Below are 21,793 nucleotides of genomic sequence, written 5' to 3' on the forward strand. Positions count from 1 at the left end.
GTACGGCTCCTCTTGAACGCTGTTATCCCCGGTAGCGCAACGCGTCGACCAGCAAGGCAAAAGCCGGTGAAGACTGACGGCGGTGAGGATAATAGAGGTGGTAGCCCGACCAGGGCGGGCACCACGCTTCAAGCACGCGCTTCAGGCGCCCCTTCGCGAGATAAGGCTGCGCGATGTCCTCCGGCACAAAGGCTAGTCCAAGCCCGGCAGCGGCGGCATCCAGCACCTGGAAAATGCTGTTGAAGACGAGCTGACCCTCGACGCGCACTTTCAGCTCGCGCCCGTCCTTCTCGAACTCCCAGGCATAGATGCCGCCATAGGTCGGCAGGCGCAGGTTGATGCAGTTGTGGTCGATCAGATCCTGCGGCGTTCGTGGAGCTGCTCGTTTCGCAAAGTAGGATTTCGTGCCGACAACGGCGAAGCGGATGTCGGGTCCGATCCGCACCGCGATCATGTCCTTCGCAACCTGCTCGCCCCAGCGCACGCCGGCATCATGGCGCTCGGCAACGATATCCGTCAGACCATAGTCGATAACAATTTCGACCTTGATGTCAGGGTAATCCGGCAGAAATTTCTGCAGCTTCGGCCAGAGGATCGACTTGATTGCGTGGTCCCCGGCCGTGATCCGCACGGTGCCAGCGGGCTTTTCCCGGAGTTCGCTCAAGGCCTCGAGCTCGGCATCAATCTCCTCGAGGCGAGGTGCCACCGTCCGCACCAGCCGCTCGCCCGCTTCGGTCAGCGAGACACTGCGGGTCGTGCGGGCGAGAAGCCGAACGCCCAGACGCTCCTCGATCTGGCGGATCGTCTGGCTGAGAGCCGACTGCGAAACGCCGAGCTTCCCCGCCGCCTTTGTAAAGCTTTGGTCCCGCGCGACGGCTATGAGGTAGCGAAGGTCGTCGAAGCTCCCGCGCGCCATTTATTGCACCACCTTATAAGTCCTTGCAGATTATAGGAGGTAGTCGCAGTAGAGCCATCTTTTAAATTGTCACCGTGGCCAGAGGCATCGCGCAACGCGATGCTTCCCGAAGCTGCGATCACATCGGACATGCTGCTCCCGATGAATCGTGTTCGGAGCCCGGGAACCGGTCAGGAGGCGGAGTAGTTATTCGATGCCCGTGGAGCGGCGACAGCGCATAGGCCGTCGTCTGCATCAATCAGTGCTCAGCAAACCGGGAGGCAGCCATGGCGCTTGCGGTCAAGGTCAACGGTACTATGCAGAGCGTCGATGTCGATAATGACGCGCCGCTCCTCTGGGTCCTGCGTGATGCGCTCGGCCTGACCGGCACGAAATTCGGCTGCGGTGTTGCACAATGCGGCGCCTGCACCGTGTTCGTGGATGGCAAGCCAATGCGCTCCTGTGCCCTGCCGATCTCAGCACTCGGCACCCGCGAGGTGACCACCATCGAGGGCGTCTCCGGGCGGGAAGCCGAGGCGGTACAGCAGGCCTGGATCGCGCGCGACGTGCCGCAATGCGGCTACTGCCAGTCAGGCCAGGTGATGAGCGCCGTCGCGCTCCTCAAGCAGGTCAAGAAACCGAGCGACCGCGACATTGATCTCGCGATGAACGGCAACGTCTGCCGCTGCGCCACCTACGTCCGCATCCGCGCCGCGATCCACGACGCCGCCCGCGCGCTCGAGGGCTGAGCCATGACGACCCACGACGTTGCGCTTTCCCGCCGCACTGTGCTCAAGGGCGCCGCCGGCCTCGTCATCGGCCTTCATCTGCCCGAGATGGCGCGCGCGCAATCGGGCGCGGCGCATGCCTTCCGTCGCGCCGCCGGCGGCGCTGATTTCGCGCCCAACGCCTTCATTCGCATCGGCGCGGATGATACGGTGACCGTACTGATCAAGCATATCGAGTTCGGCCAGGGTCCCTTCACCGGTCTCGCAACCCTTGTCGCCGAGGAACTCGACGCCGACTGGTCAAAGGTGCGGGCCGAGCACGCGCCCGCCAACGCCGACTTCTATAAGAATTTGGCCTTCGGCGTGCAGGGTACGGGCGGCTCCACCGCGATCGCCAATTCGTACGATCAGATGCGCAAGGCGGGCGCAACTGCGCGCGCCATGCTGGTCGCCGCCGCGGCGCAAAGCTGGGGCGTGCCGGCGCCCGAGATCACGGTCGAACGCGGCGTGCTGCGCCATGCCGGGACCGGTCGCGAGGGCCGCTTCGGGCAGTTCGCCGAGGCAGCCGCGCGCCAGCTGGCCCCGGCCGACCCGCCGCTCAAGGACCCGTCCGTCTTCCGGCTGATCGGCCGCGACGACGGCTCGGTCAAGAAACTCGACAGTGCCGCGAAATCCGACGGAACAGCGCAGTTCACGATCGACATGCGTGAACCCGGAATGCTCACCGTCGTCGTGGCGCGCCCGCCGTGGTTCGGCGCCCGGGTCGCGTCCTTCGATGCGAGCGCGGCACGCGCGGTCCAGGGCGTGGTCGACGTCAAGCAGGTGCCAACCGGCGTGGCCGTCTACGCCAACGGCACCTGGCCGGCGATCAAGGGACGCGAACAACTTCGCATGAACTGGGACGACTCGGCCGCCGAGAAGCGCAGCAGCGACCAACTCATCCAGGAATACCGCGCGCTGGCGCGCCGGCCTGGCCGCATTGCCGGTGCCCACGGGGACGCGATCACGACGCTCGCGCGCGCCGAGAGAATCATTGAAGCCGAATACGTTTTCCCCTATCTCGCGCACGCACCCATGGAGCCGCTCGACGGCTTCCTGCGCTGGGACGGACCACGCGCGCATGCCCGCTTCGGCAGCCAGTTGCAAACGCTCGATCACCAGACGATCGCCACGGTGCTTGGGCTCAAGCCGGAGCAGGTGGAATTGGAAACGATGCTGGCCGGCGGCAGTTTCGGGCGCCGGGCGCAGCAAACGAGTCATCTGGCGGAAGAATTGGCCGAGGTGGCGAAGGCGATCGGTCCTGGCCGGCCGGTGAAGCTCGTCTGGACCCGCGAGGACGACATCCGCGGCGGCTACTACCGTCCGCTCATCGTGCACCGTATGCGCGGCGGCCTCCGTGATGGCAAGATCGTCGCCTGGGCCGACACCATCGTCAGCCAATCGATCTTGAAGGGCTCGCCCTTCGAGGCCGTGATGGCAAAGGGCGGCATCGACGCCACGTCGGTCGAGGGCGCGAGGGAAATCCCCTACGATATCGTCGATTTCCGCTGCGATCTGCACACGACGGATGTCGGCGTGCCGGTCCTGTGGTGGCGCTCCGTCGGCCATACGCACACCGGATATGCGGTCGAATGCTTCGTCGACGAACTCCTGCAGGCGACAGGGCTGGATCCGGTGGCGGGCCGGCTCGCCATGATGGGTAAGGCGCCGCGCGAGGCGGGCGTGCTGCGCGCCGTGGCCGAGCTCGCGCAATGGTCCGGTCCCGGCCCGGTCAATGGCCGCGCCCGCGGCGTCGCGGTAGTGAAGAGCTTCGACAGCTACGTCGCCCAGATCGCCGAGGTCTCGGCCGGCGACGACGGCCCGCGCGTGCATAAGGTCTGGTGCGCCGTCGATTGCGGCGTGCCGGTCAATCCGGACGTGATCCGCGCGCAGATGGAAGGGGGCATCGGTTTTGGTGTCGGCGCGGCACTCTACGGCGAGGTGGCTCTCGATCAGGGCCGGCCGGTGCCGGCGAATTTCGACACCTACCGCGTGCTGCGCATCCACGAAATGCCTCAGGTCGAGGTGCGCGTCGTGAACTCGACCGAGAAGCCGACGGGCGTCGGCGAGCCGGGCGTGCCGCCGATCGGGCCCGCTGTCGCGAACGCGATGGCACGGCTCGGCCTCGGGCGGCCGCGCCGCCTGCCATTGGTGAGGGCGGTCGCATGATGCGCGCACAGGCTCTCCTCGCGGCGGGGGCGGCCGCCGTGACGGTTCTCGTCGCGGGCGCGGTGGCTCAGACCACCCGCCAGCAGACTGCGAAGGACTTGCGCCCCGTCTCGAGCTTCCAGAACATCGGCGATCAACAGGCGCGTTCGATCGCGCTCTTCGAAGAGGCCGGCAAGGTGCTGCAGCATGCGCGTTGTGTGAACTGCCATCCGGCGACCGAGCGGCCGTTGCAGGGCGACGCGATGCGGCCGCATCAACCGCTTGTGGTGCGCGGGGCCGACGGGCACGGTGCGGCCGGCATGACCTGCAATGCCTGCCACCACGCCGCGAATTTCGATGCCGCCCGCGTCCCCGGCCATCCGCAGTGGCACCTCGCCCCGGCGTCGATGGCTTGGGAGGGGCGCACGCTCGGCGAGATCTGCGCGCAGATCAAGGATCCGAACCGCAACGGCGGCAAGGACATGGCCGCGCTCCTGCATCACATGGCAGAGGACTCGCTCGTGGGGTGGGGCTGGTCGCCCGGTCCGGGCCGCGAGCCCGCGCCGGGCACGCAGGCCGCGTTCGGCGCCCTGCTGCAGGCCTGGGCTGATGCTGGCGCGCATTGCCCGCCGTCATGAGGCGGAGGTGTTAATTCCGCATGCCGTCAGGAATGTCCCTTCGGAGTCTTGGCTATATCAAAATGCGTTTCGCATCGGTCGTCGAAGCTCCCGCGCGCCATATTGCTCCAGCTTATAGGTTCTTGCGGAAGGACTGGAGCCATGCAGATCGCACGATCCGGCTCGCATCATCCCGCAAGCGAGAGGCGAAGTATTTCACGGGCAATGTACGGATCGATCCTCTCTTCCAGGCGCCTCATCCTGTGCGAGCCGGCGTCTTCAGATCCGAGGTCCACGTGTCGAAACCCTAGGTCCCGCCTCTGCGCCGCGGCGCCGTGCGCTGCATACGGAGCCGGCGTTTCGTTCCGCAAACGCTGCGCATACGCGTTGATGATTAGCGCCGCCAGCAGGATCATACCGCCGATCAACATTCTCAAGCTGAATCGTGGGGCCCCGCCGAGACGGCACTCTTCCGATAGTTCCCGAATTAACCGCCAGCGCGGACATCAAGGTTAAATAACAAGCTTACCTAACGGATTTGGTTGCTCGCCTCCACAGGAGAGCTAACCGTCTAAGCTGCATTTCGAGAGATTTTTGGTGTCTGCTCACATTATCATTCAAGGAGCATCCGCATGGTACGTTCAGTAAAACCGCCGATGTTAAATACGCTCGATCTTGAACGCGAGATTGAAGAAGAGTTTCGCAAGCTGCCAATTCACGAATCCCAACCGACCGATTTCGCGCCGCCCTCGGTACGCGCTCCGGATTTGGGGATGCCGGACTATGTGGAGCATAGCGACGGGGCCACGGAGATCGGCAAGCTGTCAGCGGAAGCTGTCGTCCGCGAATATGAAGCCGCGGCGAAGGACATCGAAGCCCTGGGCGTTGAGCTTATCGAGCAAGCCAGGCAATGCGAGGCCATGACTCGCGAGGCGCTCGCGGTGACTGAAGAACTGAAGGAGACCGCAGCGCGCTACCGCGCGGAGGCTAAACGTGTCTTCGTTCAAATTGAGAGCTGTTCGTTGGTGACGGCGGAAGTCCGCAAGATCTGCGAGGAAATGAAGGACAAGATTGCAGCTCCGGCCATGGCCGAAGCCAAAGCCGGGGAGTAAAGCCGAGTTGCCCCGGTCTTATTCGGCGGTCCGCTCCCGCAACCGCTGCGCATACACGTTGATGATGAGCGCGGCCAGCAGAATGAGACCTCGGATCAAAATCTTCAGGAAGCTGTCGATGTTGACGTGATCGAGTCCGTTGTTGAGGACGCCGAGCACGAACAGGCCGACGATGGTGTTGCCGATGCCGCCGCGGCCGCCAAAGAGGCTGGTGCCGCCGACCACGACGGCGGCGATCGAATCCAGCAAATACGTGTCGAACTCGTTCTGCTGCGCGCTGCCGAAATGGGCGACGCCGAGCATACCGCCGATGCCGGCGCAGACGGCTGATATCACCATGACGCTGCCGAGGATGAGCTTGACGTTGAGCCCGGAATATTCAGCGGCCTCGCGGTTGCCGCCGACCATGTAGACGTAGCGGCCAAAGCGCGTGTAGGTCAGTACCAGATGGCCGCCGAGCAGCATCAAGGCTGCCACGATCACGATCCAGGGGATGCCGCCGATCGACGTCGATCCGAGCGTTGTGACCAGCGGGGGCACTTTGTAGGCGATCTGGCCGCGCACCAACAGCGCCGAGATGCCGGCCGCGATCTGCATCATGGCCAAGGTCATGATGAAGGAGGGGATGCCGATGACCGTCAGCCCGAACGCGTTGACGAGACCGAGCAGGGCGCAAAGCGCCAGCGCCAAGAGGATCGCGGCCCATCCGGGCATCGGGACGTTGGCAATGTTGACGTAGGATTCCTGCAGCGTGAAATAGGCGACCGCAATGCCGGTGACGTTGGCGATGGCGGCGATCGAGAGATCGATTTCGGCGCAGAGGATCACGAAGGTGAGGCCGACGGCGATGATGCCGGTGACCGAAATCTGGGTCAGGATGTTGCCGAGATTGTCCAGCGTCGCAAACGAGGGGCTGGCGGCGGCAAAGAAGCCGAACAGGCAGATCAGCGTCAGGAACGGCGCGATGTTGCGCATTTGAGAGCGCAGCATCACGGCGAGCCGGTGCGAGCGTTTGCGATCCGAAGCGGGGACTGTCACGCTTTCACCTGAAGTCATGTCGGTCTCCTCATGCCGCTTCGAGCAGGCGGTCCTTGCTGATCCGTTCATTGGCAAACTCACGCACCACCGCGCCGCGCTTGAGCACGATGATGCGATCGGCGAGCGACAGCACCGTCTCCGGCTCGGTGGAGAGCACGATGACGGCGAGCCCCTTGGCGCGCAAATCCCTGACGATGTGGATGACGTCATCCTTGGCGCCGACATCCATGCCGCGGGTCGGCTCGCACAGCACGAGCAGCCGCGGCGGATAGCTCAGCCATTTCGCCAGCGCCACCTTCTGCTGATTGCCGCCCGAGAGCATGCCGAGATCGAGTTCGACGGCTGCGGGCCGGATTCGCAACTGGTCGACCTGCCGCGTGGCGATCTCGCGTTCGCGCGAGGGCTTCAGCAGCAGCGATGAAATGCGACCGAGGACGCTGATCGAGATGTTCTTGTAGACCGGCTCCTGGTGGAACAGCATGTCGCGCCGGCTCTCGGGCACGAAGGCGATGCCGGCGCGGCGCGCGCCGGCCGTGCTGCGGAAGGCTCTTTGTTCGCCGGCGATCGCCAGCGTGCCCTGGTCGGGCCGGAGCTTGCCGAACAGGATCCGTGCCAGTTCGAGCTGCCCGCATCCCATAAACCCGTAGATGCCGAGCACTTCGCCGGCGCGGACCTCGAACGAAACGTCGCGCAGGCTGCGGGCGAGCGACAGCCCGCTCGCGTTCAGCACCACCGGCCTCTCGGCGGGCGGCGGCAGCATGATGTCGTGGGTATAGGTCTCCTCCAGCGCCTCGCGGCCCTTGCCTATCATCGCCTCGATCAGCGCGGGCTTGCTGGTGTCGACGGCCTTGGTCTCCGCGACCTTCCTGCCGTTGCGGAACACCGTCACGACATCGGAGACGCGCAGGATGTCCTCGATGAAATGCGAGATGAAGACGATGCTGGTGCCTTCCTCGCGCAACCGCTTCAGGGTCGCGAACAGCCGCTCCACTTCGGGCGGCGACAGCGCCGAGGTCGGCTCGTCGAGGATGATGATGCGGGCACCCGAAAACAGTACGCGGGCGATCTCGATCAGTTGCTGCAGGCCGATCGGGAGATCGCCGAGCCGCGACATCGGATCGACGTCGATGCCGAAGCGTTTGAGTTGCTCGCCGGCTTCGCGCGCCATCCGCCGCCACTGCACGAAGCCAAAACGGTTGGTCGGCTGGTTGCCCAGAAACACGTTCTCTGCCACCGACAGATCAGGCGCCACGCTGAGCTCCTGATGCACCATGGCGATGCCCGCCGCATGAGCATCGCGCACCGACCGAAAGCGGGTTTCGTGGCCGTCCAGGATGAAGCGGCCGGAGAAGTCCGCATGCACGCCGGCGATGATTTTCATCAACGTGCTTTTGCCTGCACCGTTCTCGCCGACGAGACCGTGGATCTCGCCGGGAGAAAGCGCGAAGTCGACACCACGAAGGGCTTCGACGCCGCCGAAGGCCTTCGTGATCTCTTGCAGTTCGAGGATGGGCTTAAGTCCCGCGGGCATGCTGGTTCAGATCAGGAAATGGTCCTGCATCCATTGCATGCCGGCGGCATTGGCCTTTGTCACCACCGGACCGTCGGTGATGACGTGCTTTGGAATACCCTGTCCGCTCTTCTCGCCCGCGGTCACCGCGGCGACGCCGGCAATGATGGCGCCGCCGTGGATGCGGCAGGAGGGGTTGCGGACGGTCGCGAACATGCGGCCTTCACTCACCGCCTGGATCGCCGGCGGCATGGCGTCGACGCCGCCGATCAGGATATTGGTGCGGTTACGCGCCTTCATGATGTTGTAGGCGGCCAGCGCCATGTCGTCATTGTGGAAGAAGGCCGCGTCGATCTGCGGGTGCTTTGTCAGATAGGTCTCCCACAGCCGCGCCGTCTTCGAGACGTCCCAATCGGCCGGTTGCGTGTCCAGCACCTCGATATTCGGGAATTGCTTCACCACTGTGTTGAAACCCTTGGCGCGGCCCTGCGCGCCGGTGTGGCCAAGGGCGCCTTGCGTCATAATGATCTTGCCCTTGCCGCCCATGGCGTTGCACAGCGCCTGGGTCACCGAAGCGCCCATGAATTCATTATCGGGCGCCAGGAACGAATGAACCTTGATCTGATCGAGCGGGGCGATCAGCGTGTCCATGTCGATCACGGGAATGCCGGCATCGATCATCTTCTGCACGGGCTGGGTCAGCGTGCCGATGCCGAACGCCTGGATGGCGACGAAGTCCCATTTTTGCGACGCCATGTTGTCGATCGCCGCGCGTTGCTTGACCGCATCGAGCTGGCCGTCGAACCAGGTGACCTCGACGTTGAACAGCTTGCCCCACCATTCCGCGGCCTGCTTGCCCTGGGCGCACCAGGTCGCCTGCAGGCCTGCATTGGAGAACGCAGCCTTCAGCGGTTTCTCTGAACGTGCGGCCGCCGCCAGCGCTGGATTAATACCCAGTCCCCCGAGCAGGGCGGTGGCTGCGCCAGCCGCGCCTGCGGCCTGAAGAAGGTCGCGCCTGGTCGTTGCCGTTTTGTCAGTTCCGGACATCGTTTGCTCCCTCGCTTGTCGTTTGTTATCGCCGTCGGCGTCGATTGCACGCACCGCGGATCGAGGCAGTCTTTCACACTCGGCGCGTTTCCGCCACCGGATGACTTGATCGTCGGTATCAATGAGCGCCGGGAGACTTTGGTCTCGTCACTTCACTGCGCTGCAACGAGGCCCTCGATCTCGCCGAGCAGTTCTTGCCACGCCGCATCGATTTCGTCCGACCAGTCCGGCCCGGCGATTTCGCGTAGCGTCTGCGCGATGATGCCGAAGAACGCGACGAACAATTCACGCGGCGTGCCAGCGCATGATCCGCCAAAGTGTGCGCGGTTTGGCGACAAGATCATGCGCCGATTCAAGAGAATAGCGCGCGATCGGACGCAAAACCGGCTTCCACTTTTGCTGATCGCGCGCGGGCATCGTGCGAGGAAACTTCCGATCCGATCAGGCGGAAATGGCCGCTGCGTTCGCCGGCGAAATCCAGCATCGCCTCAATCGTCAGGGCCAGCATCGAGCCCTTGACGAGTTCGCTGCCCTCGGTCCGAAACATCGTCCGCGCTTCGGGATGCGCCTCGAACAGGCGGCGATAGACCAGCGGGGTCAGATCTTCGCAGCGCTCGGCGGCCAGTTCAAAACTTCGCTCGATCGGATTTGACGATGCCGTCATTGTCGTTGCGATCGTCTCGAAAAAAAGAGCAGGGCACCAAGCCCTGCTCAAAAATTGTGTCGACCCTTAATTTCCCCGAAAATTGAGATTTGATCTTGATTGTCAAGGCGACGCTGCTTGTGCGCGTCAGGGCTCCTCCCGAGACTTGGACCACCAAGCTTTGCCTCTCGGCAAGCCTGAGCTTGAATTGGTAGACCATCTTTTTCGTCTTGTCACCATTTTCGGCAACGTTTGTTCAAAATTCCAGCACTCTGGGAAATGATTGGCAATTTACGACTGAAGGTTGTGGATTTAGCCCCAATTCACCCGAGGCTTGGTATCACGGTAGGGCGCCCTCCAAATGCTGCAAAACGCGTCGCTTTTCGCCAGGTTTATTCCTTGAAGCTGCAACATAGTTCCAGGAACCTGTTCTCGACTTCGGACACCAAGGGTGATTAGGTCTGAGGCGGATAGGTTGCGATGCGCCGACGGCTGAAGAATTTCCTGCCAATCGTCCTGATTGCTCTGGTGGTGCAGGTTTTTGCACCGATCGGCGCATGCTGGGCGGCGAGCATCGCAAGCTCCGATCCGCTCGCTGGCGCCGTGATCTGCCACGGCAACGGTGCGCCCGGTGCAGGGCAGAGCGATCAGGCCAACCACCGCGCGCATGACGGATGCTGTTCGGTTTGCGGCATGCTGCACACCGGTGCGCCGGTCGATGGGCCGAAGACTGCGGCGGTCGACGTCGATCGGGTTGCCGAGCGGGTGGCCTGGTTCGATTTTGCTTTCCGGCTGACGAATTCTAGAGCCGGCAGCCAAGCGCAGGCGCGCGCGCCTCCCTCCATTTCCTGACGAGCTGGAACACCCAATGATCGGTGCGGCGACAGCCGTGCCGGTTGGTGCAGTCATTCAAGCCGGCCGAAGAGCTGGCGTCAGGAATATCTTATGTATCGTTATCACGCCTTGGGTGGCGCGAGCCTGCTTGTGCTTGGCAGCGCGCTATCCCTTGACCCGTCGAATGCGACCGCCCAAACGGCATTGCCGGCGGTCACCGTCGATGCGCCGCGCGCCGCGAGCGCCAGACCTGCGGCCCGAAAGCCGGCGGTCCGTTCGGCCACCAGGACGCAGGCGAGGCCGCCTTCGGCGAACCCTGCGCCGGCCGCTTCGCTAACCGCGGGTATTACCCCGAGCGTGGCGCGTGCGCTGCTTTATCAGGCACCCAATGGCCAGACCGAAACCACCATCGATCGCACCCAGTTCGACAACCGGCCGTCATTCTCCGTAGCCGACGTGCTGCGCGAGAGCCCCGGTATCTCCGTGAAGCAGGGCAACGGGCCGCGCGATGTCGGCATTTCCATCCGCGGCTCCAATGCCCGCAACGGCTTCGGTATCCGCAATCTCGTGATCTTTGACGACGGCTTTCCGGTCACGCAGCCGGACGGGCTTTCCCGCAGCGACCTGATCGACCCCAAGGCCTATGGCGCGATCGACGTGATCCGCGGGCCATCGTCGGCGCTCTATGGCAATTACGCAACCGGCGGCGCGCTCAATTTCCGCACCCGCCCGGGCCGCACCATCGACGGTATCGAATACGGCGCCGATGGCGGCAGCTTCGGTTATCTCAACAATTATCTCGCCGCGGGCAAGCAGGTCGGCAATTTCGAGTACTCGTTGTTTGCCAGCGACGCGCGCGGCGACGGATTTATCGGCAATAGCTGGTTCAATACCCAGACGGTGAATTTTCTCGGCACCTTGCGCGCGACGCCTGACGATCGCTTCACGGTCAAGTTCATCAACAATAATCTCGATACAAGACTGCCGCTTCGTTACACGCTCGACCAGTTCTACCAAAATCCGTTCCAGCAAGGCTGCGCGACGGCCGGAACCGCCGCACGGGGATGTGCAACGGTGCCATTGTTCAACAATGGCTTTAATGGCTTAACGACACCCCACACCGCTACTCAGGCAGGCCTTGGCCGTGACGACAGGCGAACGATCATCGGCGGGCGATGGGAGCATGATTTCGACAACACGACGACCTGGCGCAACCAGTTCGTGTTCGACGACCGCAACATCAATCAGCCGACCGGCGCCACCAGCGCGATCGGCGATTTTCCGTCGTACAATTACATGAGCGATATCACCAAGCGCGGTGAAATTCTCGGCTTGGAGTCCACCACCTATTTCGGTGCCTTTTACAACACGCTGACCGCGTCGAGCGACTCGAGATTCGTGATGCCAGGCGGTAACGCGACGCTTGGCAGGCTGCAGAGCAATACCTGGAGCGAGACCACGAACTACGGCGTTCGCGCGCGCGAAGAATTGAAGCTGACCCCGCAACTGACCGCCATTGCCGGCATCGGCTGGGAAACCACGCATCTGAAGGGGATCAATACCGCCTATAATTACGGAACTTCGCCGGTTCCGAACCCGACGATCATCCCCACGACCGCCGACCGGCAATTCCAGAACACAGCGCCCGAGCTGGCGTTAGTCTACAAGCTGAATCCCGAGTGGCTGTTCCGTGCGCGTGCCGCTGCTGGATACGGCACGCCGCAGGTCAACAACTTGTTCGTCCTTTCGGACGGTAGCCCCGGCAATAACACACAGCTCCAGACGCAAAAGAACCTTGGTTACGATCTCGGCTTCGACTGGACGCCAAACAGCGCGCTCAAGTTCAGTGCGACCGGCTTCTATGAGTTCTTCCGCAACGAACTGGTGAGCCAGGCGACACGCACAGCCGGCATCAGTTACATGTTCAACGCACCGCGATCCGAGCATCGCGGGGTGGAGCTAGCCGCTGACTGGAAGTTCTATCCCGGCTGGCGATTCACTGCGGCCTATACCTATCTCGATCAGTACTACACCGAATATACGGAAGACATCAGAAGCCAAGGCGCAGGCGGGACGGTTTTCAGCTTCAACCGTGCCGGCAACAAGATTCCCGGCATCTCGCCGCACGAACTAACCGCGCGGCTCGGCTATGAGCAGATGTGGGGACCGCTTGCCGGCCTCGGAGCGTTTGTCGAGGTGCAGTGGAAAGACTCGTTCTGGATGGACAACGCCAATTTGCAGAAGGCGCCAGGCTATGAGCTGGTCAATCTCAACGTGCACTACACGACGGACCTCGTGTCCGATTACTTCAGGTCCTTGAGCATGTATGTCGAAGTCAGGAACGTGTTCGACCGGACCTACATTGCCTCCGCCAACAATCTCGGCAATTCGGTCACGGCCGGCGGCATTCAAGGTCTCAGCACGAGCGGTACGATCTACGCCGGCTCGCCGCGCGCGTTCATTGCCGGAATGAAGCTGGCGTTCAAATGATCGGACAACAACACAAGAGGAGTAAAGCCATGCTGCGAATGAGCCTGCTCGCGACGCTCGCTTTCTCGCTTTGCCAAAGCGCCGCGAATGCGCAAATGAGCCATCATCAGCATGCCTCGGAAGCGGCGTGCGAGGAGGTCGCCTTGCGCTGCGCGTCGAAGGTCACGCCGGCCTTCGCGCCGGATGGAACGCTGTGGCTCGCCTGGATGGCGGGGGGCCAGATATCGGTGGCAAGTTCGAAGGATGGCGGCCGGAGCTTTGCCGCGCCGGTGCAGGTGACCAAGGAGAAGCTCAAGCTCGATTGGGGCCCGGATGCCCGACCCCAGATCGTCGTCGAGAAGAACGGCGGCATTGCACTGGCGTTTTCGCTCTTCAGGGACAAGGCGTTCAACGGCCAGGTGCTCACCACGAGATCGGCCGACGGCGGCCAAAGCTTTGCCGAGTTGCGGCCGATCACGTCGAGCAACGAGAGCCAGCGCTTTGTCGCGCTCGGCCTCGATGCGGATGGTTCGGTGTTTGCGGCGTGGATCGACAAGCGCAACCGGGTGCCCGCGAGTAAGGAGGGCAGGAAATATGAAGGGGCAGGGCTGTTCTTCGCGTCGTCGAGGGACGGCGGCGCGACCTATTCCGAGACGCGGCTGGCAGCCGACAACACCTGCGAATGCTGCCGGCTCGGCCTGGCGTTCGCAGGCCCGGGCCGTCCCGTGGTGGTGTTCAGGAACATCTTCGAAGGCGGTGTGCGGGATCACGCGATCATGACGTTCGCCGATCGGGCGATGCCGGGTGAAGTTCGCCGCGTCAGCAATGACGACTGGCAGATCGCCGCGTGCCCGCATCATGGTCCGAGTCTTTCCATCTCGTCCGCAGGCACTTACCACGTGACGTGGTACACCAACGGCAAGGCCCGCAAGGGGCTGTTCTATGCCCGCTCGCAAGACGAGGGTCGCACGTTCTCCGATCCGCTTCCGCTCGGCCGCGCCGACCGCAATCCGACGCGGCCTTACGTTCTTGCCGGGCCGCACGGCACCACCATGGTCTGGAAGGAGTTCGACGGCGAAAAGACTGCGGTGAACGCGATGACCTCGCATGATGAGGGCAAGAGCTGGTCAACGCCGGTCGCGATTGCCACGACGACGGATACGTCCGACCACCCGCTGCTGGTCAGCGACGGGCAGAAGACCTACCTGTCCTGGATGACCAAGGCCGACGGATATCGCCTTCTGCCGATCGGAGATGGAACATGAAACGCCTCCTGCTCGCCGCATTATTCGTCGTGTGTCTGAGCGCCGCGCCCGGAGCCGAGACGCCGTCCGAGCTCACGCTCAAGCCGTTCGTGCGGGGAAGCTGGCAGGACGTGCTACGTTCGCATGCCGGGCGACCGACGCTGGTGCATTTCTGGGGCGTTACCTGCGGTCCTTGCAAGGTCGAACTGCCGCTGCTCGGACAATTCATGAAGGATCATTCCGAGATCGATGTTGTGATGATCAGCGCCGACCTGGTCCCAAATCTGGACAACGCAACGCGTGCAATGCTGGAGAAGGCCGGACTCGGTACAGCGGAGAACTGGATTTTCAGCGACGGCTTCGTCGAACGCCTTCGATTCGAGATTGACCCGGCTTGGCAGGGTGATATCCCGCGCACGCTCCTGATCGGACGAGATGGAACCGTGACCACAATCGAAGGTTCGGCCGAAATAGCGGACCTCGAAAAATGGTTGGCTCAGCAAAAGGCGGCGAACAAATAAGGACGCAATCCCGCTATTGTGAACATGAACGTTGCATTCTCACGTTAATGCAACGGTGGCCCTCGGCCGTCCGTCGTGTGCCGGCCATACTTCATAATCGAAAGACATCCGATGAAACCTGTCTTGCCATTCTTCGCCTTCGCCATCCTGTTTGCTCTCCTGGGCACGCCCGCGCACGCGCAAGAGGTTAAGGCCGGAGACCTCGTCATCAAGCAAGCCTGGAGCCGCGCTACGCCGAGCGGCGCAAAAATCGCCGGCGGCTATCTCACCGTCGAGAACAAGGGCGGTGCGCCGGACAAGCTCGTTGGCGGTTCGGGCGACAACATCGGCAAGGTCGAGATTCACGAGATGGCCATGAAAAACGGCGTCATGACGATGCGGCCGCTCGACAAGGGCCTGCCGATCGAGCCGGGCAAGACCGTCAAGCTCGCGCCGGGCGGTTATCATCTGATGCTGATGGATCTCAAGCAGCCCTTCAAGCAGGGCGACAAGGTGCCGGTCACGCTTGAATTCGAGAAGGCTGGAAAAGTAACGTTGTCGCTCGACGTCCAGGGCGTCGGTGCGCAAGGGCCGGCAGGCGCGGATCACTCAGGCCATATGGGCATGAAGCATGATCATTCCGGCATGAAGAAATAGGGAGCGGCTTGCGGGGGGAATTTGTAGGATGGGTAGAGCCAACGGGTCCGGCCTTTGGCCGGCCCGATGATAAACTCCGCGAAACCCATCATCGCATGAATCCGTGTCGCGGGCATGATGGGTATCGCTTTCGCTCCACCCATCCTACGGATTGGGAAACCAACAATTCACCGTCAAAACGACCGACAAATCGGCGTTTTCAGCGGCTTTTTCGCGGCTTCCGGCCTTGTGTTTTCGCAGCCGATCCGGTTTCACTGCACCTCTTCCGGTAGCCCACTGATTCCTCGAGTTGTCCCATGCGGTTGTCGCGGTTTTTTCTACCCATCCTGAAGGAGAATCCGAAAGAGGCGGAGATCGTCTCGCATCGGCTGATGCTACGCGCCGGCATGATGCGGCAGGAGGCGGCCGGCATTTACGCCTGGCTGCCGCTGGGCTTCCGGGTTTTGAAGAAGATCGAGCAGATCGTCCGCGAGGAGCAGGACCGCGCCGGCGCCCTGGAACTGTTGATGCCGACGCTGCAGCTCGCCGACCTCTGGCGCGAAAGCGGCCGCTACGACGCCTATGGTCCGGAAATGCTGCGCATCAGCGACCGCCACAAGCGCGAGTTGCTGTATGGGCCGACCAATGAGGAAATGATCACCGAGATTTTTCGCGCCTACATCAAATCCTACCGGAGCCTGCCGCTTAATCTCTATCACATCCAGTGGAAGTTCCGCGACGAGCAGCGCCCGCGCTTCGGCGTGATGCGGGGCCGCGAGTTCCTGATGAAGGATGCCTACTCCTTCGACATCGATGAGGCGGCGGCGCGCCGTTCATATAACCGGATGTTCGTTGCTTACCTGCGCACCTTTGCGCGTATGGGATTGAAGGCGATCCCGATGCGCGCCGAGACCGGCCCGATCGGCGGCGATCTCAGCCATGAATTCATCGTGCTCGCGGAAACCGGCGAGTCCGGCGTGTTCTGCAACAGCGACGTGCTGAACCTGCCGATCCCGCCGGACGATGTCGATTACGACGGCGATCTGACTGACATCATCAAGCAATGGACGTCGGTCTATGCCGCAACCGAGGACGTCCACGATGCCGCTCGTTACGAGCGCGAAGTGCCGGCCGACAAGCGCGTCAACACCCGCGGCATCGAGGTCGGCCAGATCTTCTATTTCGGTACCAAATATTCCGATGCGATGAAGGCACTGGTCGCCGGCCCTGATGGCGTCGACGTGCCGATCCATGGCGGCTCCTACGGCGTCGGGGTCTCGCGGCTGGTCGGCGCTATCATCGAGGCCTGCCACGACGATGCCGGCATCAAATGGCCGGAGGCGGTGGCGCCGTTCACGGCCGTGATCTTGAACCTGAAGCAGGGAGACGCTGCTGTCGATGGCGCCTGCGAGAAGCTTTATCGCGAGCTTCAGGCCAAGGGCGTCGATGTGCTTTATGACGATACCGACCAGCGGGCCGGCGCGAAATTCGCGGCCGCCGACCTGATCGGCATCCCCTGGCAGATACTGGTCGGGCCGAAGGGCCTCGCCGAGGGCAAGCTCGAGATCAAGCGGCGCAGCGACGGCTCGCGCGAGAATCTCAGTCCGGCGGAAGTAGTGGCGAAGATCGCGGGATAAGATATCCACCGCGGCTGATATGTTGGCCAATACGGCCACATTTGGCCCGAATCATGGGATTATCGAGTAATGGATGAGACCATGAACGAGACAGCCCGAACTCCGCCTTTTGCGCCCTTCGAATGGCTGCTGTCGGGGCGTTACCTGCGGGCGCGTCGCAAGGAAGGATTCATTTCCGTCATCGCCGGCTTTTCGTTCCTCGGCATTATGCTCGGTGTCGCCACGCTGATCATCGTGATGGCCGTGATGAACGGCTTCCGCAAGGAACTGCTGGACAAGATACTCGGGCTGAACGGCCACATCTTGGTGCAGCCCTTGGAATCGCCGCTGACCGACTGGAAGGATGTCGCCGAGCGCATCAGCCAGGTCGAGGGCATCCGCCTTGCCGCGCCTGTTGTGGACGGTCAGGCGCTGGCGTCTTCCGCTTTCAACGCCGCCGGCGTTTTGGTGCGTGGTATGCGCTCTGCGGACCTGAATAACCTCACCTCGATCGCCAAGAACATCAGGCAGGGCACGCTGGAAGGTTTTGACGAGGGGCAGGGCGTCATCATCGGACGCCGGCTCGCCGATCAATTGTCGCTGCATGCCGGCGACACCATCACGTTGGTTGCGCCCAAGGGCGCGGTGACGCCGATGGGTACGACGCCGCGCATCAAACCCTACAAGGTGGCGGCCGTGTTCGAGATCGGCATGTCGGAATATGACGCCAGCTTCGTGTTCATGCCGCTGCCGGAGTCGCAGGCCTATTTCAACCGCAAGGACGACGTCACCGCGATCGAGATATTCACTACCAACCCCGATCGAATCGATGCATTCCGCAAGAGCGTGACGGAGGCGGCCGGGCGGCCCGTGTTCCTGGTCGACTGGCGGCAACGGAACTCGACCTTCTTCAACGCGCTTCAGGTCGAGCGCAACGTGATGTTTTTGATCCTGACCATGATCGTGCTGGTTGCCGCGCTCAACATCGTCTCCGGCCTGATCATGCTGGTCAAGGACAAGGGCCAGGACATCGCCATCCTGCGCACCATGGGCGCCTCGCAGGGCTCGATCATGCGGATCTTCCTGATCACGGGCGCTGCGATCGGTGTGGTCGGCACGCTGACCGGATTTTTCGTCGGCATGCTGATCTGCCTGAATATCGAATCGATCCGGCAGTTCCTGTCCTGGATGACCAACACCGAATTGTTCTCGCCGGAACTCTATTTCCTCTCGCGGCTGCCGGCCGAGATCGATTTCGGCGAGACCACTGCGGTGGTGATCATGGCGCTGACGCTGTCGTTCCTGGCAACGCTCTATCCGTCCTGGCGCGCCGCGCGCCTCGATCCCGTCGACGCGCTCCGGTACGAGTGAGGACGAGATGGCCGAGGAGGCGGAAGATGTACCGGTTATCTATCTCCACGAGATAAAACGCGAGTACAGGCAGGGCGAGGCGACGCTGACCATCCTCAACGGCGCCAAGCTTGCGCTGTGGGCGGGGCAGTCGGTAGCGCTGGTGGCGCCCTCGGGGTCGGGCAAGTCGACGCTGCTGCACATCGCGGGCCTGCTCGAAAGCCCCGACGAAGGCGAGGTCTATGTCGCGGGCACGCCGACCTCGCAATTGTCAGACATCGACCGCACCCAGATCCGGCGCTCCGATATCGGGTTCGTCTATCAATCGCACCGGCTGTTGCCGGAATTCACCGCGCTCGAAAATGTCATGCTGCCGCAGATGATCCGCGGCCTCAAACGTTCCGAGACAATCAAGCGCTCGCAGGAGATTTTAGCCTATCTCGGCCTCGGCGATCGCATTTCGCACCGTCCGGCCGAACTGTCCGGCGGCGAGCAGCAGCGCGTCGCCATCGCGCGCGCGGTCGCCAATGCGCCGCGGGCCCTACTCGCCGACGAGCCGACCGGAAATCTTGATCCGCATACCGCCGATCACGTCTTCAAGGCGCTGATGCAGCTCGTGAAGGCGACGCAGGTCGCGATGCTGATCGCCACCCACAATATGGAGCTCGCCGGCCGCATGGACCGGCGGGTGTCGCTGGTCGACGGCCGGGTCGTCGAACTCGAATAGGGCGTTCAGTAGACGTTGCGGTACCGCTTGTTGCGATGTGACGACGGTCCCTGAGCATGTGCGAAATAGGGGTTGATCACGCACTGCGCCGAGCGGCCCGACGCCGACATGTTGCATTGAGGCAGCGATGTATAACGACATTCGTAGTAGCTGATCCGGCCATAGACATGCAGGCAAACCGGATAACTGGGATCGTACGTCTGTGCTTGCGCCGGTGCAGCCGTCGAGCCTGCCCCGACTGCCAGAATCGCCAAAGCCAGAATACGCATCGAAATCTCCTTGAGAACTGCGTCGGTCAGCGTGTGCTGACGGCCAGCAGACATTCGACGCAGTCCGGCGTCAAATCACGTTCACGCGCTGTAGGTGCAGGGGTCCGGAGGCTCGCGTATGCGGAAATGTCTCGGCGGCGAAAGGCGCCGCTGCTCAGTACCTGCCGTAGCCGGGAGCAGGCGGCAGCGCGCGGCCGGGCAGCGGGCGATACGCGGCGGGAGGGGGTTCGCTCTCACCAATATAATAGGGATTGGCAATGCAGGTGAGAAAGCGTCCCGAAGCGGTCGCCTGACACTGCTCGTAACTCGTGAACGTGCAGTAGCTCAGTCCCGGATGTTCATCGCCCTGAAGGCAGAACGGATATCGAGTGCCGACTGCTTCGGCAGGCGCAGCACCGATAGCTGCCAATCCGATCGCGGTCAGCACGGCCAGAATCGCTCTACGCATTTCGAATCTCCCTCACGGCGCATTGGCGCTTCGCGTTCATTCTGATCGACACAAGCCGCAGCTCTGCAATTCCGTCAAGCCAAACCGCTTTGCAAATACGGCCGCAAAACAAAATGTGAGTTTTTTGCGGCGAGCTCCGGCGCAAAGTTTCGAAAAACGTCTGCAAGACAACATTAACTTGCGTCCACACGGAGGCCGTTTGGTGTGTGCTGTTGCAGCGAGGTTACAGCAATTCGAGCCAACGATGCTATGAGCATGCCGCGGCCTTGGGGGCTGTTCAAAAAGGAACGGGAATAAGAATGAAGAAGGTTTTGCTTGTTACGGCCAGTCTGATCGCGCTCGGCGCGACTGCGCCGGCACTCGCTGCGGATCTCGCGGCGCGTCCTTACACCAAGGCGCCCCCGATGGTTGCTGCTGTGTATGATTGGACCGGATTCTACATCGGTGCGAACGGCGGCTGGGGTTCGAGCCGCAACGACTGGGATTCGGTTCCGCCTGCCTTTTTGGTTGGCCCCGAGGGCTCCCATGACGCGACTGGCGGAACGGTCGGTGGCCAGGTCGGCTACCGTTGGCAGGCTGGCACCTTCGTGTTCGGTCTTGAAGCCCAGGGCAACTGGGCCGACTTCTCGGGCAGCAACGTGAGCACGCTGTTCGCCGGCTCCCGCAACCACACGAACGTCGATGCGTTCGGCCTGTTCACCGGTCAGGTTGGTTATGCCGTCAACAACGTCCTGCTCTACGTCAAGGGCGGTGCCGCTGTGACCTCGAATAGCTACCGCATCACCAACCTTGCAGGCGCGGTCACTGGTGTCACCGGCGACGACACCCGCTGGGGCGGCACGATCGGCGCTGGCCTCGAATACGCCTTCGCGCCGAACTGGTCAATTGGCGTCGAGTACAATCACCTGTTCATGCAGGACCGTACTTACACCTTCACCACGCCGGCCGGCGGCTTCTTCGGCGCCGACCGCATCAGTCAGGACGTCGATCTCGTCACCGCCCGTCTGAACTACAAGTTCGGCGGTCCGGGCGTCGCGAGGTATTGATCTCGCGCGAACTTGCGAAACAATGAAGGCCCCGGGCGCAGTCCCGGGGCTTTTTTGCGACCGGGCGGTTAGCCATCGTGAACGGACGGCCAATCCGGAAGGAGGGCCCTTGGGTACTGCGTCACTTTGATCGTGACAGTCCGGATGCCTGGAAATCGACCCGGTTCGGGGTCATATTGGTGGGATGGAAACCTTTGACAAATGTATGTCGGCCTTGCGCTCGCTAATCGCGGAGGGCGATGCCAACGGCATTGGAGCGGCGGAAAGAGCGGTCAACGAATACGTCGCCGCGACACCGCCACCGGATCAGAAAAATGCCCTCACTAACGTCCAGCAAGCCGTCCAGGCGCACAAGGAGGAATGTCCCGGTTTGGATTTGAGTTTTGCTGATGCTGTGAACGACTACATCGAGCGACTTATGAGGCGCTTCGAGTAATCCTCGAACACCCCGGGGGTCTCCAGCCAGATTGCCAAGGCTATCATCGCGTAGCGCGACGGGCACGCTGCTCCGGGCGCGAAGCGCGAGAGTCGTTAGCCGCCCTGAGCGGCTGCCTTTTTGTTCGAACTTGTCGATGGCTGGTGCCTGCAATCGATTTTCCTGACCTCCGGAATTAACCAAGCGATCTCTTCGGAGGGCATTTTTAAAGCAGAGGCCGCTGCCGCCCTTGACTCCAGGAACAAAAGAGGAACAATGTTCCTCATATGTTCTTGGACCGAGGGAGTCGGATCATGTTGCGGATGTTCGTGGAAGAAGCGGCGGCGCTGGCGTCGATTACGCTGTTTGTCGGGATGATCGCGGTCTGGGCCCAGGTGATTCCACAGCTTTAAGGCGGGGCGGAGACCCGGCCCGATCCGGCTTGCGGGTGGGCTGGGGAAA

21 protein-coding genes and 1 pseudogene are annotated in these 21,793 nt (G+C 62.5%); 14 read left to right on the plus strand and 8 right to left on the minus strand.

Annotated features, from left to right (window positions below; genetic code table 11):
* Positions 1-22 precede the first annotated feature (22 nt).
* On the minus strand, positions 23-916 hold the full coding sequence (locus IVA95_RS15135; RefSeq protein ID WP_247511187.1) for a LysR family transcriptional regulator: 894 nt from the start codon (positions 914-916) through the stop codon (positions 23-25).
* A 266-nt stretch (positions 917-1,182) separates the two neighbouring features.
* Between IVA95_RS15135 and IVA95_RS15140 the strand changes: the two genes are divergently transcribed.
* The 4 genes from IVA95_RS15140 (at position 1,183) to IVA95_RS15155 (ending at position 5,539) form a co-directional block, all read left to right on the plus strand.
* A complete protein-coding gene (locus IVA95_RS15140) occupies positions 1,183-1,644 on the plus strand; it encodes a (2Fe-2S)-binding protein (RefSeq protein WP_247511188.1) in 462 nt (153 codons plus the stop codon).
* A gap of 3 nt (positions 1,645-1,647) precedes the next feature.
* On the plus strand, positions 1,648-3,831 hold the full coding sequence (locus IVA95_RS15145; protein ID WP_247511189.1) for a xanthine dehydrogenase family protein molybdopterin-binding subunit: 2,184 nt from the start codon (positions 1,648-1,650) through the stop codon (positions 3,829-3,831).
* Positions 3,828-4,448 carry an Isoquinoline 1-oxidoreductase subunit gene (locus IVA95_RS15150; protein WP_247511190.1) on the plus strand — a complete coding sequence of 207 codons (621 nt, stop codon included), beginning with the start codon at positions 3,828-3,830 and terminating at the stop codon, positions 4,446-4,448. Before IVA95_RS15145 ends, IVA95_RS15150 begins: the two co-directional genes overlap by 4 nt.
* Positions 4,449-5,059: 611 nt before the next feature.
* The gene (locus IVA95_RS15155; protein ID WP_213250382.1) at positions 5,060-5,539 is read left to right on the plus strand and encodes a hypothetical protein; all 480 of its coding nucleotides are present in this window, start codon (positions 5,060-5,062) and stop codon (positions 5,537-5,539) included.
* Positions 5,540-5,557: 18 nt separating this feature from the next.
* Here IVA95_RS15155 and IVA95_RS15160 read toward each other — a convergent pair whose 3' ends face one another.
* The 5 genes and pseudogenes from IVA95_RS15160 to IVA95_RS15180 all read right to left on the minus strand — a co-directional run.
* Positions 5,558-6,595, minus strand: a complete 1,038-nt coding sequence (locus IVA95_RS15160) for an ABC transporter permease (RefSeq protein ID WP_213250379.1) — start codon at positions 6,593-6,595, stop codon at positions 5,558-5,560.
* A gap of 10 nt (positions 6,596-6,605) precedes the next feature.
* On the minus strand, positions 6,606-8,108 hold the full coding sequence (locus IVA95_RS15165) for a sugar ABC transporter ATP-binding protein (protein WP_247511191.1): 1,503 nt from the start codon (positions 8,106-8,108) through the stop codon (positions 6,606-6,608).
* Between the two features lie 6 nt (positions 8,109-8,114).
* Complete coding sequence (locus IVA95_RS15170) at positions 8,115-9,134, minus strand: sugar ABC transporter substrate-binding protein (protein ID WP_213250374.1); 1,020 nt, start codon at positions 9,132-9,134, stop codon at positions 8,115-8,117.
* A gap of 152 nt (positions 9,135-9,286) precedes the next feature.
* Positions 9,287-9,478: a hypothetical protein gene (locus IVA95_RS15175; protein WP_213250371.1), complete on the minus strand. Its 192-nt coding sequence runs from the start codon at positions 9,476-9,478 to the stop codon at positions 9,287-9,289.
* A 68-nt stretch (positions 9,479-9,546) separates the two neighbouring features.
* Positions 9,547-9,798 (minus strand): annotated as a pseudogene (locus IVA95_RS15180) (globin); the annotation flags it as partial.
* 459 nt (positions 9,799-10,257) lie between these two features.
* Here IVA95_RS15180 and IVA95_RS15185 point away from each other — a divergent pair.
* The 8 genes from IVA95_RS15185 to IVA95_RS15220 all read left to right on the plus strand — a co-directional run bounded on the left by IVA95_RS15185 (position 10,258) and on the right by IVA95_RS15220 (position 19,153).
* Positions 10,258-10,629 (plus strand): DUF2946 domain-containing protein, encoded by a 372-nt coding sequence (locus IVA95_RS15185; RefSeq protein ID WP_247511192.1) that lies wholly within the window; start codon positions 10,258-10,260, stop codon positions 10,627-10,629.
* 93 nt (positions 10,630-10,722) lie between these two features.
* Positions 10,723-13,101, plus strand: a complete 2,379-nt coding sequence (locus IVA95_RS15190) for a TonB-dependent receptor (protein WP_247511193.1) — start codon at positions 10,723-10,725, stop codon at positions 13,099-13,101.
* A 29-nt stretch (positions 13,102-13,130) separates the two neighbouring features.
* Complete coding sequence (locus IVA95_RS15195; protein WP_247511194.1) at positions 13,131-14,345, plus strand: sialidase family protein; 1,215 nt, start codon at positions 13,131-13,133, stop codon at positions 14,343-14,345.
* Positions 14,342-14,845 carry a TlpA disulfide reductase family protein gene (locus tag IVA95_RS15200; RefSeq protein ID WP_247511195.1) on the plus strand — a complete coding sequence of 168 codons (504 nt, stop codon included), beginning with the start codon at positions 14,342-14,344 and terminating at the stop codon, positions 14,843-14,845. Before IVA95_RS15195 ends, IVA95_RS15200 begins: the two co-directional genes overlap by 4 nt.
* Positions 14,846-14,956: 111 nt before the next feature.
* Positions 14,957-15,481, plus strand: a complete 525-nt coding sequence (locus IVA95_RS15205) for a copper chaperone PCu(A)C (RefSeq protein WP_247511196.1) — start codon at positions 14,957-14,959, stop codon at positions 15,479-15,481.
* A 296-nt stretch (positions 15,482-15,777) separates the two neighbouring features.
* The gene (gene proS / locus IVA95_RS15210) at positions 15,778-17,097 is read left to right on the plus strand and encodes a proline--tRNA ligase (protein WP_213250354.1); all 1,320 of its coding nucleotides are present in this window, start codon (positions 15,778-15,780) and stop codon (positions 17,095-17,097) included.
* A 69-nt stretch (positions 17,098-17,166) separates the two neighbouring features.
* Positions 17,167-18,447 (plus strand): lipoprotein-releasing ABC transporter permease subunit, encoded by a 1,281-nt coding sequence (locus IVA95_RS15215; RefSeq protein ID WP_247511197.1) that lies wholly within the window; start codon positions 17,167-17,169, stop codon positions 18,445-18,447.
* A 7-nt stretch (positions 18,448-18,454) separates the two neighbouring features.
* A complete protein-coding gene (locus tag IVA95_RS15220; RefSeq protein ID WP_213250349.1) occupies positions 18,455-19,153 on the plus strand; it encodes an ABC transporter ATP-binding protein in 699 nt (232 codons plus the stop codon).
* A 5-nt stretch (positions 19,154-19,158) separates the two neighbouring features.
* On the opposite strand, the gene IVA95_RS15225 is transcribed toward IVA95_RS15220, so the two are convergent.
* Together IVA95_RS15225 and IVA95_RS15230 are read right to left on the minus strand one after the other, a co-directional pair.
* Entirely contained in the window at positions 19,159-19,476 is a 318-nt protein-coding gene (locus IVA95_RS15225) for a DUF3551 domain-containing protein (protein ID WP_346658006.1), read from the minus strand.
* Between the two features lie 100 nt (positions 19,477-19,576).
* Complete coding sequence (locus IVA95_RS15230; RefSeq protein WP_247511198.1) at positions 19,577-19,870, minus strand: DUF3551 domain-containing protein; 294 nt, start codon at positions 19,868-19,870, stop codon at positions 19,577-19,579.
* A gap of 299 nt (positions 19,871-20,169) precedes the next feature.
* Here IVA95_RS15230 and IVA95_RS15235 point away from each other — a divergent pair, with 299 nt between their 5' ends.
* Both IVA95_RS15235 and IVA95_RS15240 read left to right on the plus strand, forming a co-directional pair.
* On the plus strand, positions 20,170-20,916 hold the full coding sequence (locus IVA95_RS15235; RefSeq protein WP_247511199.1) for an outer membrane beta-barrel protein: 747 nt from the start codon (positions 20,170-20,172) through the stop codon (positions 20,914-20,916).
* Between the two features lie 184 nt (positions 20,917-21,100).
* A complete protein-coding gene (locus IVA95_RS15240; protein WP_247511200.1) occupies positions 21,101-21,352 on the plus strand; it encodes a hypothetical protein in 252 nt (83 codons plus the stop codon).
* The last annotated feature ends 441 nt before the right edge of the window (positions 21,353-21,793 follow it).

The organism is Bradyrhizobium sp. 157, from assembly GCF_023073815.1.
Classification (GTDB): domain Bacteria; phylum Pseudomonadota; class Alphaproteobacteria; order Rhizobiales; family Xanthobacteraceae; genus Bradyrhizobium.

Excerpts from the sequence above, each read along its gene's own strand:
- IVA95_RS15195 (WP_247511194.1), top strand. The coding sequence starts at position 13,131 with ATGCTGCGAATGAGCCTGCTCGCGACGCTCGCTTTCTCGCTTTGCCAA.
- IVA95_RS15175 (WP_213250371.1), bottom strand. The coding sequence starts at position 9,478 with ATGATCTTGTCGCCAAACCGCGCACACTTTGGCGGATCATGCGCTGGC.
- IVA95_RS15150 (WP_247511190.1), top strand. The coding sequence starts at position 3,828 with ATGATGCGCGCACAGGCTCTCCTCGCGGCGGGGGCGGCCGCCGTGACG.
- IVA95_RS15185 (WP_247511192.1), top strand. The coding sequence starts at position 10,258 with ATGCGCCGACGGCTGAAGAATTTCCTGCCAATCGTCCTGATTGCTCTG.
- IVA95_RS15145 (WP_247511189.1), top strand. The coding sequence starts at position 1,648 with ATGACGACCCACGACGTTGCGCTTTCCCGCCGCACTGTGCTCAAGGGC.
- IVA95_RS15205 (WP_247511196.1), top strand. The coding sequence starts at position 14,957 with ATGAAACCTGTCTTGCCATTCTTCGCCTTCGCCATCCTGTTTGCTCTC.
- IVA95_RS15160 (WP_213250379.1), bottom strand. The coding sequence starts at position 6,595 with ATGACTTCAGGTGAAAGCGTGACAGTCCCCGCTTCGGATCGCAAACGC.
- IVA95_RS15140 (WP_247511188.1), top strand. The coding sequence starts at position 1,183 with ATGGCGCTTGCGGTCAAGGTCAACGGTACTATGCAGAGCGTCGATGTC.
- IVA95_RS15220 (WP_213250349.1), top strand. The coding sequence starts at position 18,455 with ATGGCCGAGGAGGCGGAAGATGTACCGGTTATCTATCTCCACGAGATA.
- IVA95_RS15230 (WP_247511198.1), bottom strand. The coding sequence starts at position 19,870 with ATGCGTAGAGCGATTCTGGCCGTGCTGACCGCGATCGGATTGGCAGCT.
- IVA95_RS15155 (WP_213250382.1), top strand. The coding sequence starts at position 5,060 with ATGGTACGTTCAGTAAAACCGCCGATGTTAAATACGCTCGATCTTGAA.
- IVA95_RS15135 (WP_247511187.1), bottom strand. The coding sequence starts at position 916 with ATGGCGCGCGGGAGCTTCGACGACCTTCGCTACCTCATAGCCGTCGCG.
- IVA95_RS15240 (WP_247511200.1), top strand. The coding sequence starts at position 21,101 with ATGGAAACCTTTGACAAATGTATGTCGGCCTTGCGCTCGCTAATCGCG.
- IVA95_RS15215 (WP_247511197.1), top strand. The coding sequence starts at position 17,167 with ATGGATGAGACCATGAACGAGACAGCCCGAACTCCGCCTTTTGCGCCC.
- proS (WP_213250354.1), top strand. The coding sequence starts at position 15,778 with ATGCGGTTGTCGCGGTTTTTTCTACCCATCCTGAAGGAGAATCCGAAA.
- IVA95_RS15225 (WP_346658006.1), bottom strand. The coding sequence starts at position 19,476 with ATGTCTGCTGGCCGTCAGCACACGCTGACCGACGCAGTTCTCAAGGAG.
- IVA95_RS15165 (WP_247511191.1), bottom strand. The coding sequence starts at position 8,108 with ATGCCCGCGGGACTTAAGCCCATCCTCGAACTGCAAGAGATCACGAAG.
- IVA95_RS15190 (WP_247511193.1), top strand. The coding sequence starts at position 10,723 with ATGTATCGTTATCACGCCTTGGGTGGCGCGAGCCTGCTTGTGCTTGGC.
- IVA95_RS15170 (WP_213250374.1), bottom strand. The coding sequence starts at position 9,134 with ATGTCCGGAACTGACAAAACGGCAACGACCAGGCGCGACCTTCTTCAG.
- IVA95_RS15235 (WP_247511199.1), top strand. The coding sequence starts at position 20,170 with ATGAAGAAGGTTTTGCTTGTTACGGCCAGTCTGATCGCGCTCGGCGCG.
- IVA95_RS15200 (WP_247511195.1), top strand. The coding sequence starts at position 14,342 with ATGAAACGCCTCCTGCTCGCCGCATTATTCGTCGTGTGTCTGAGCGCC.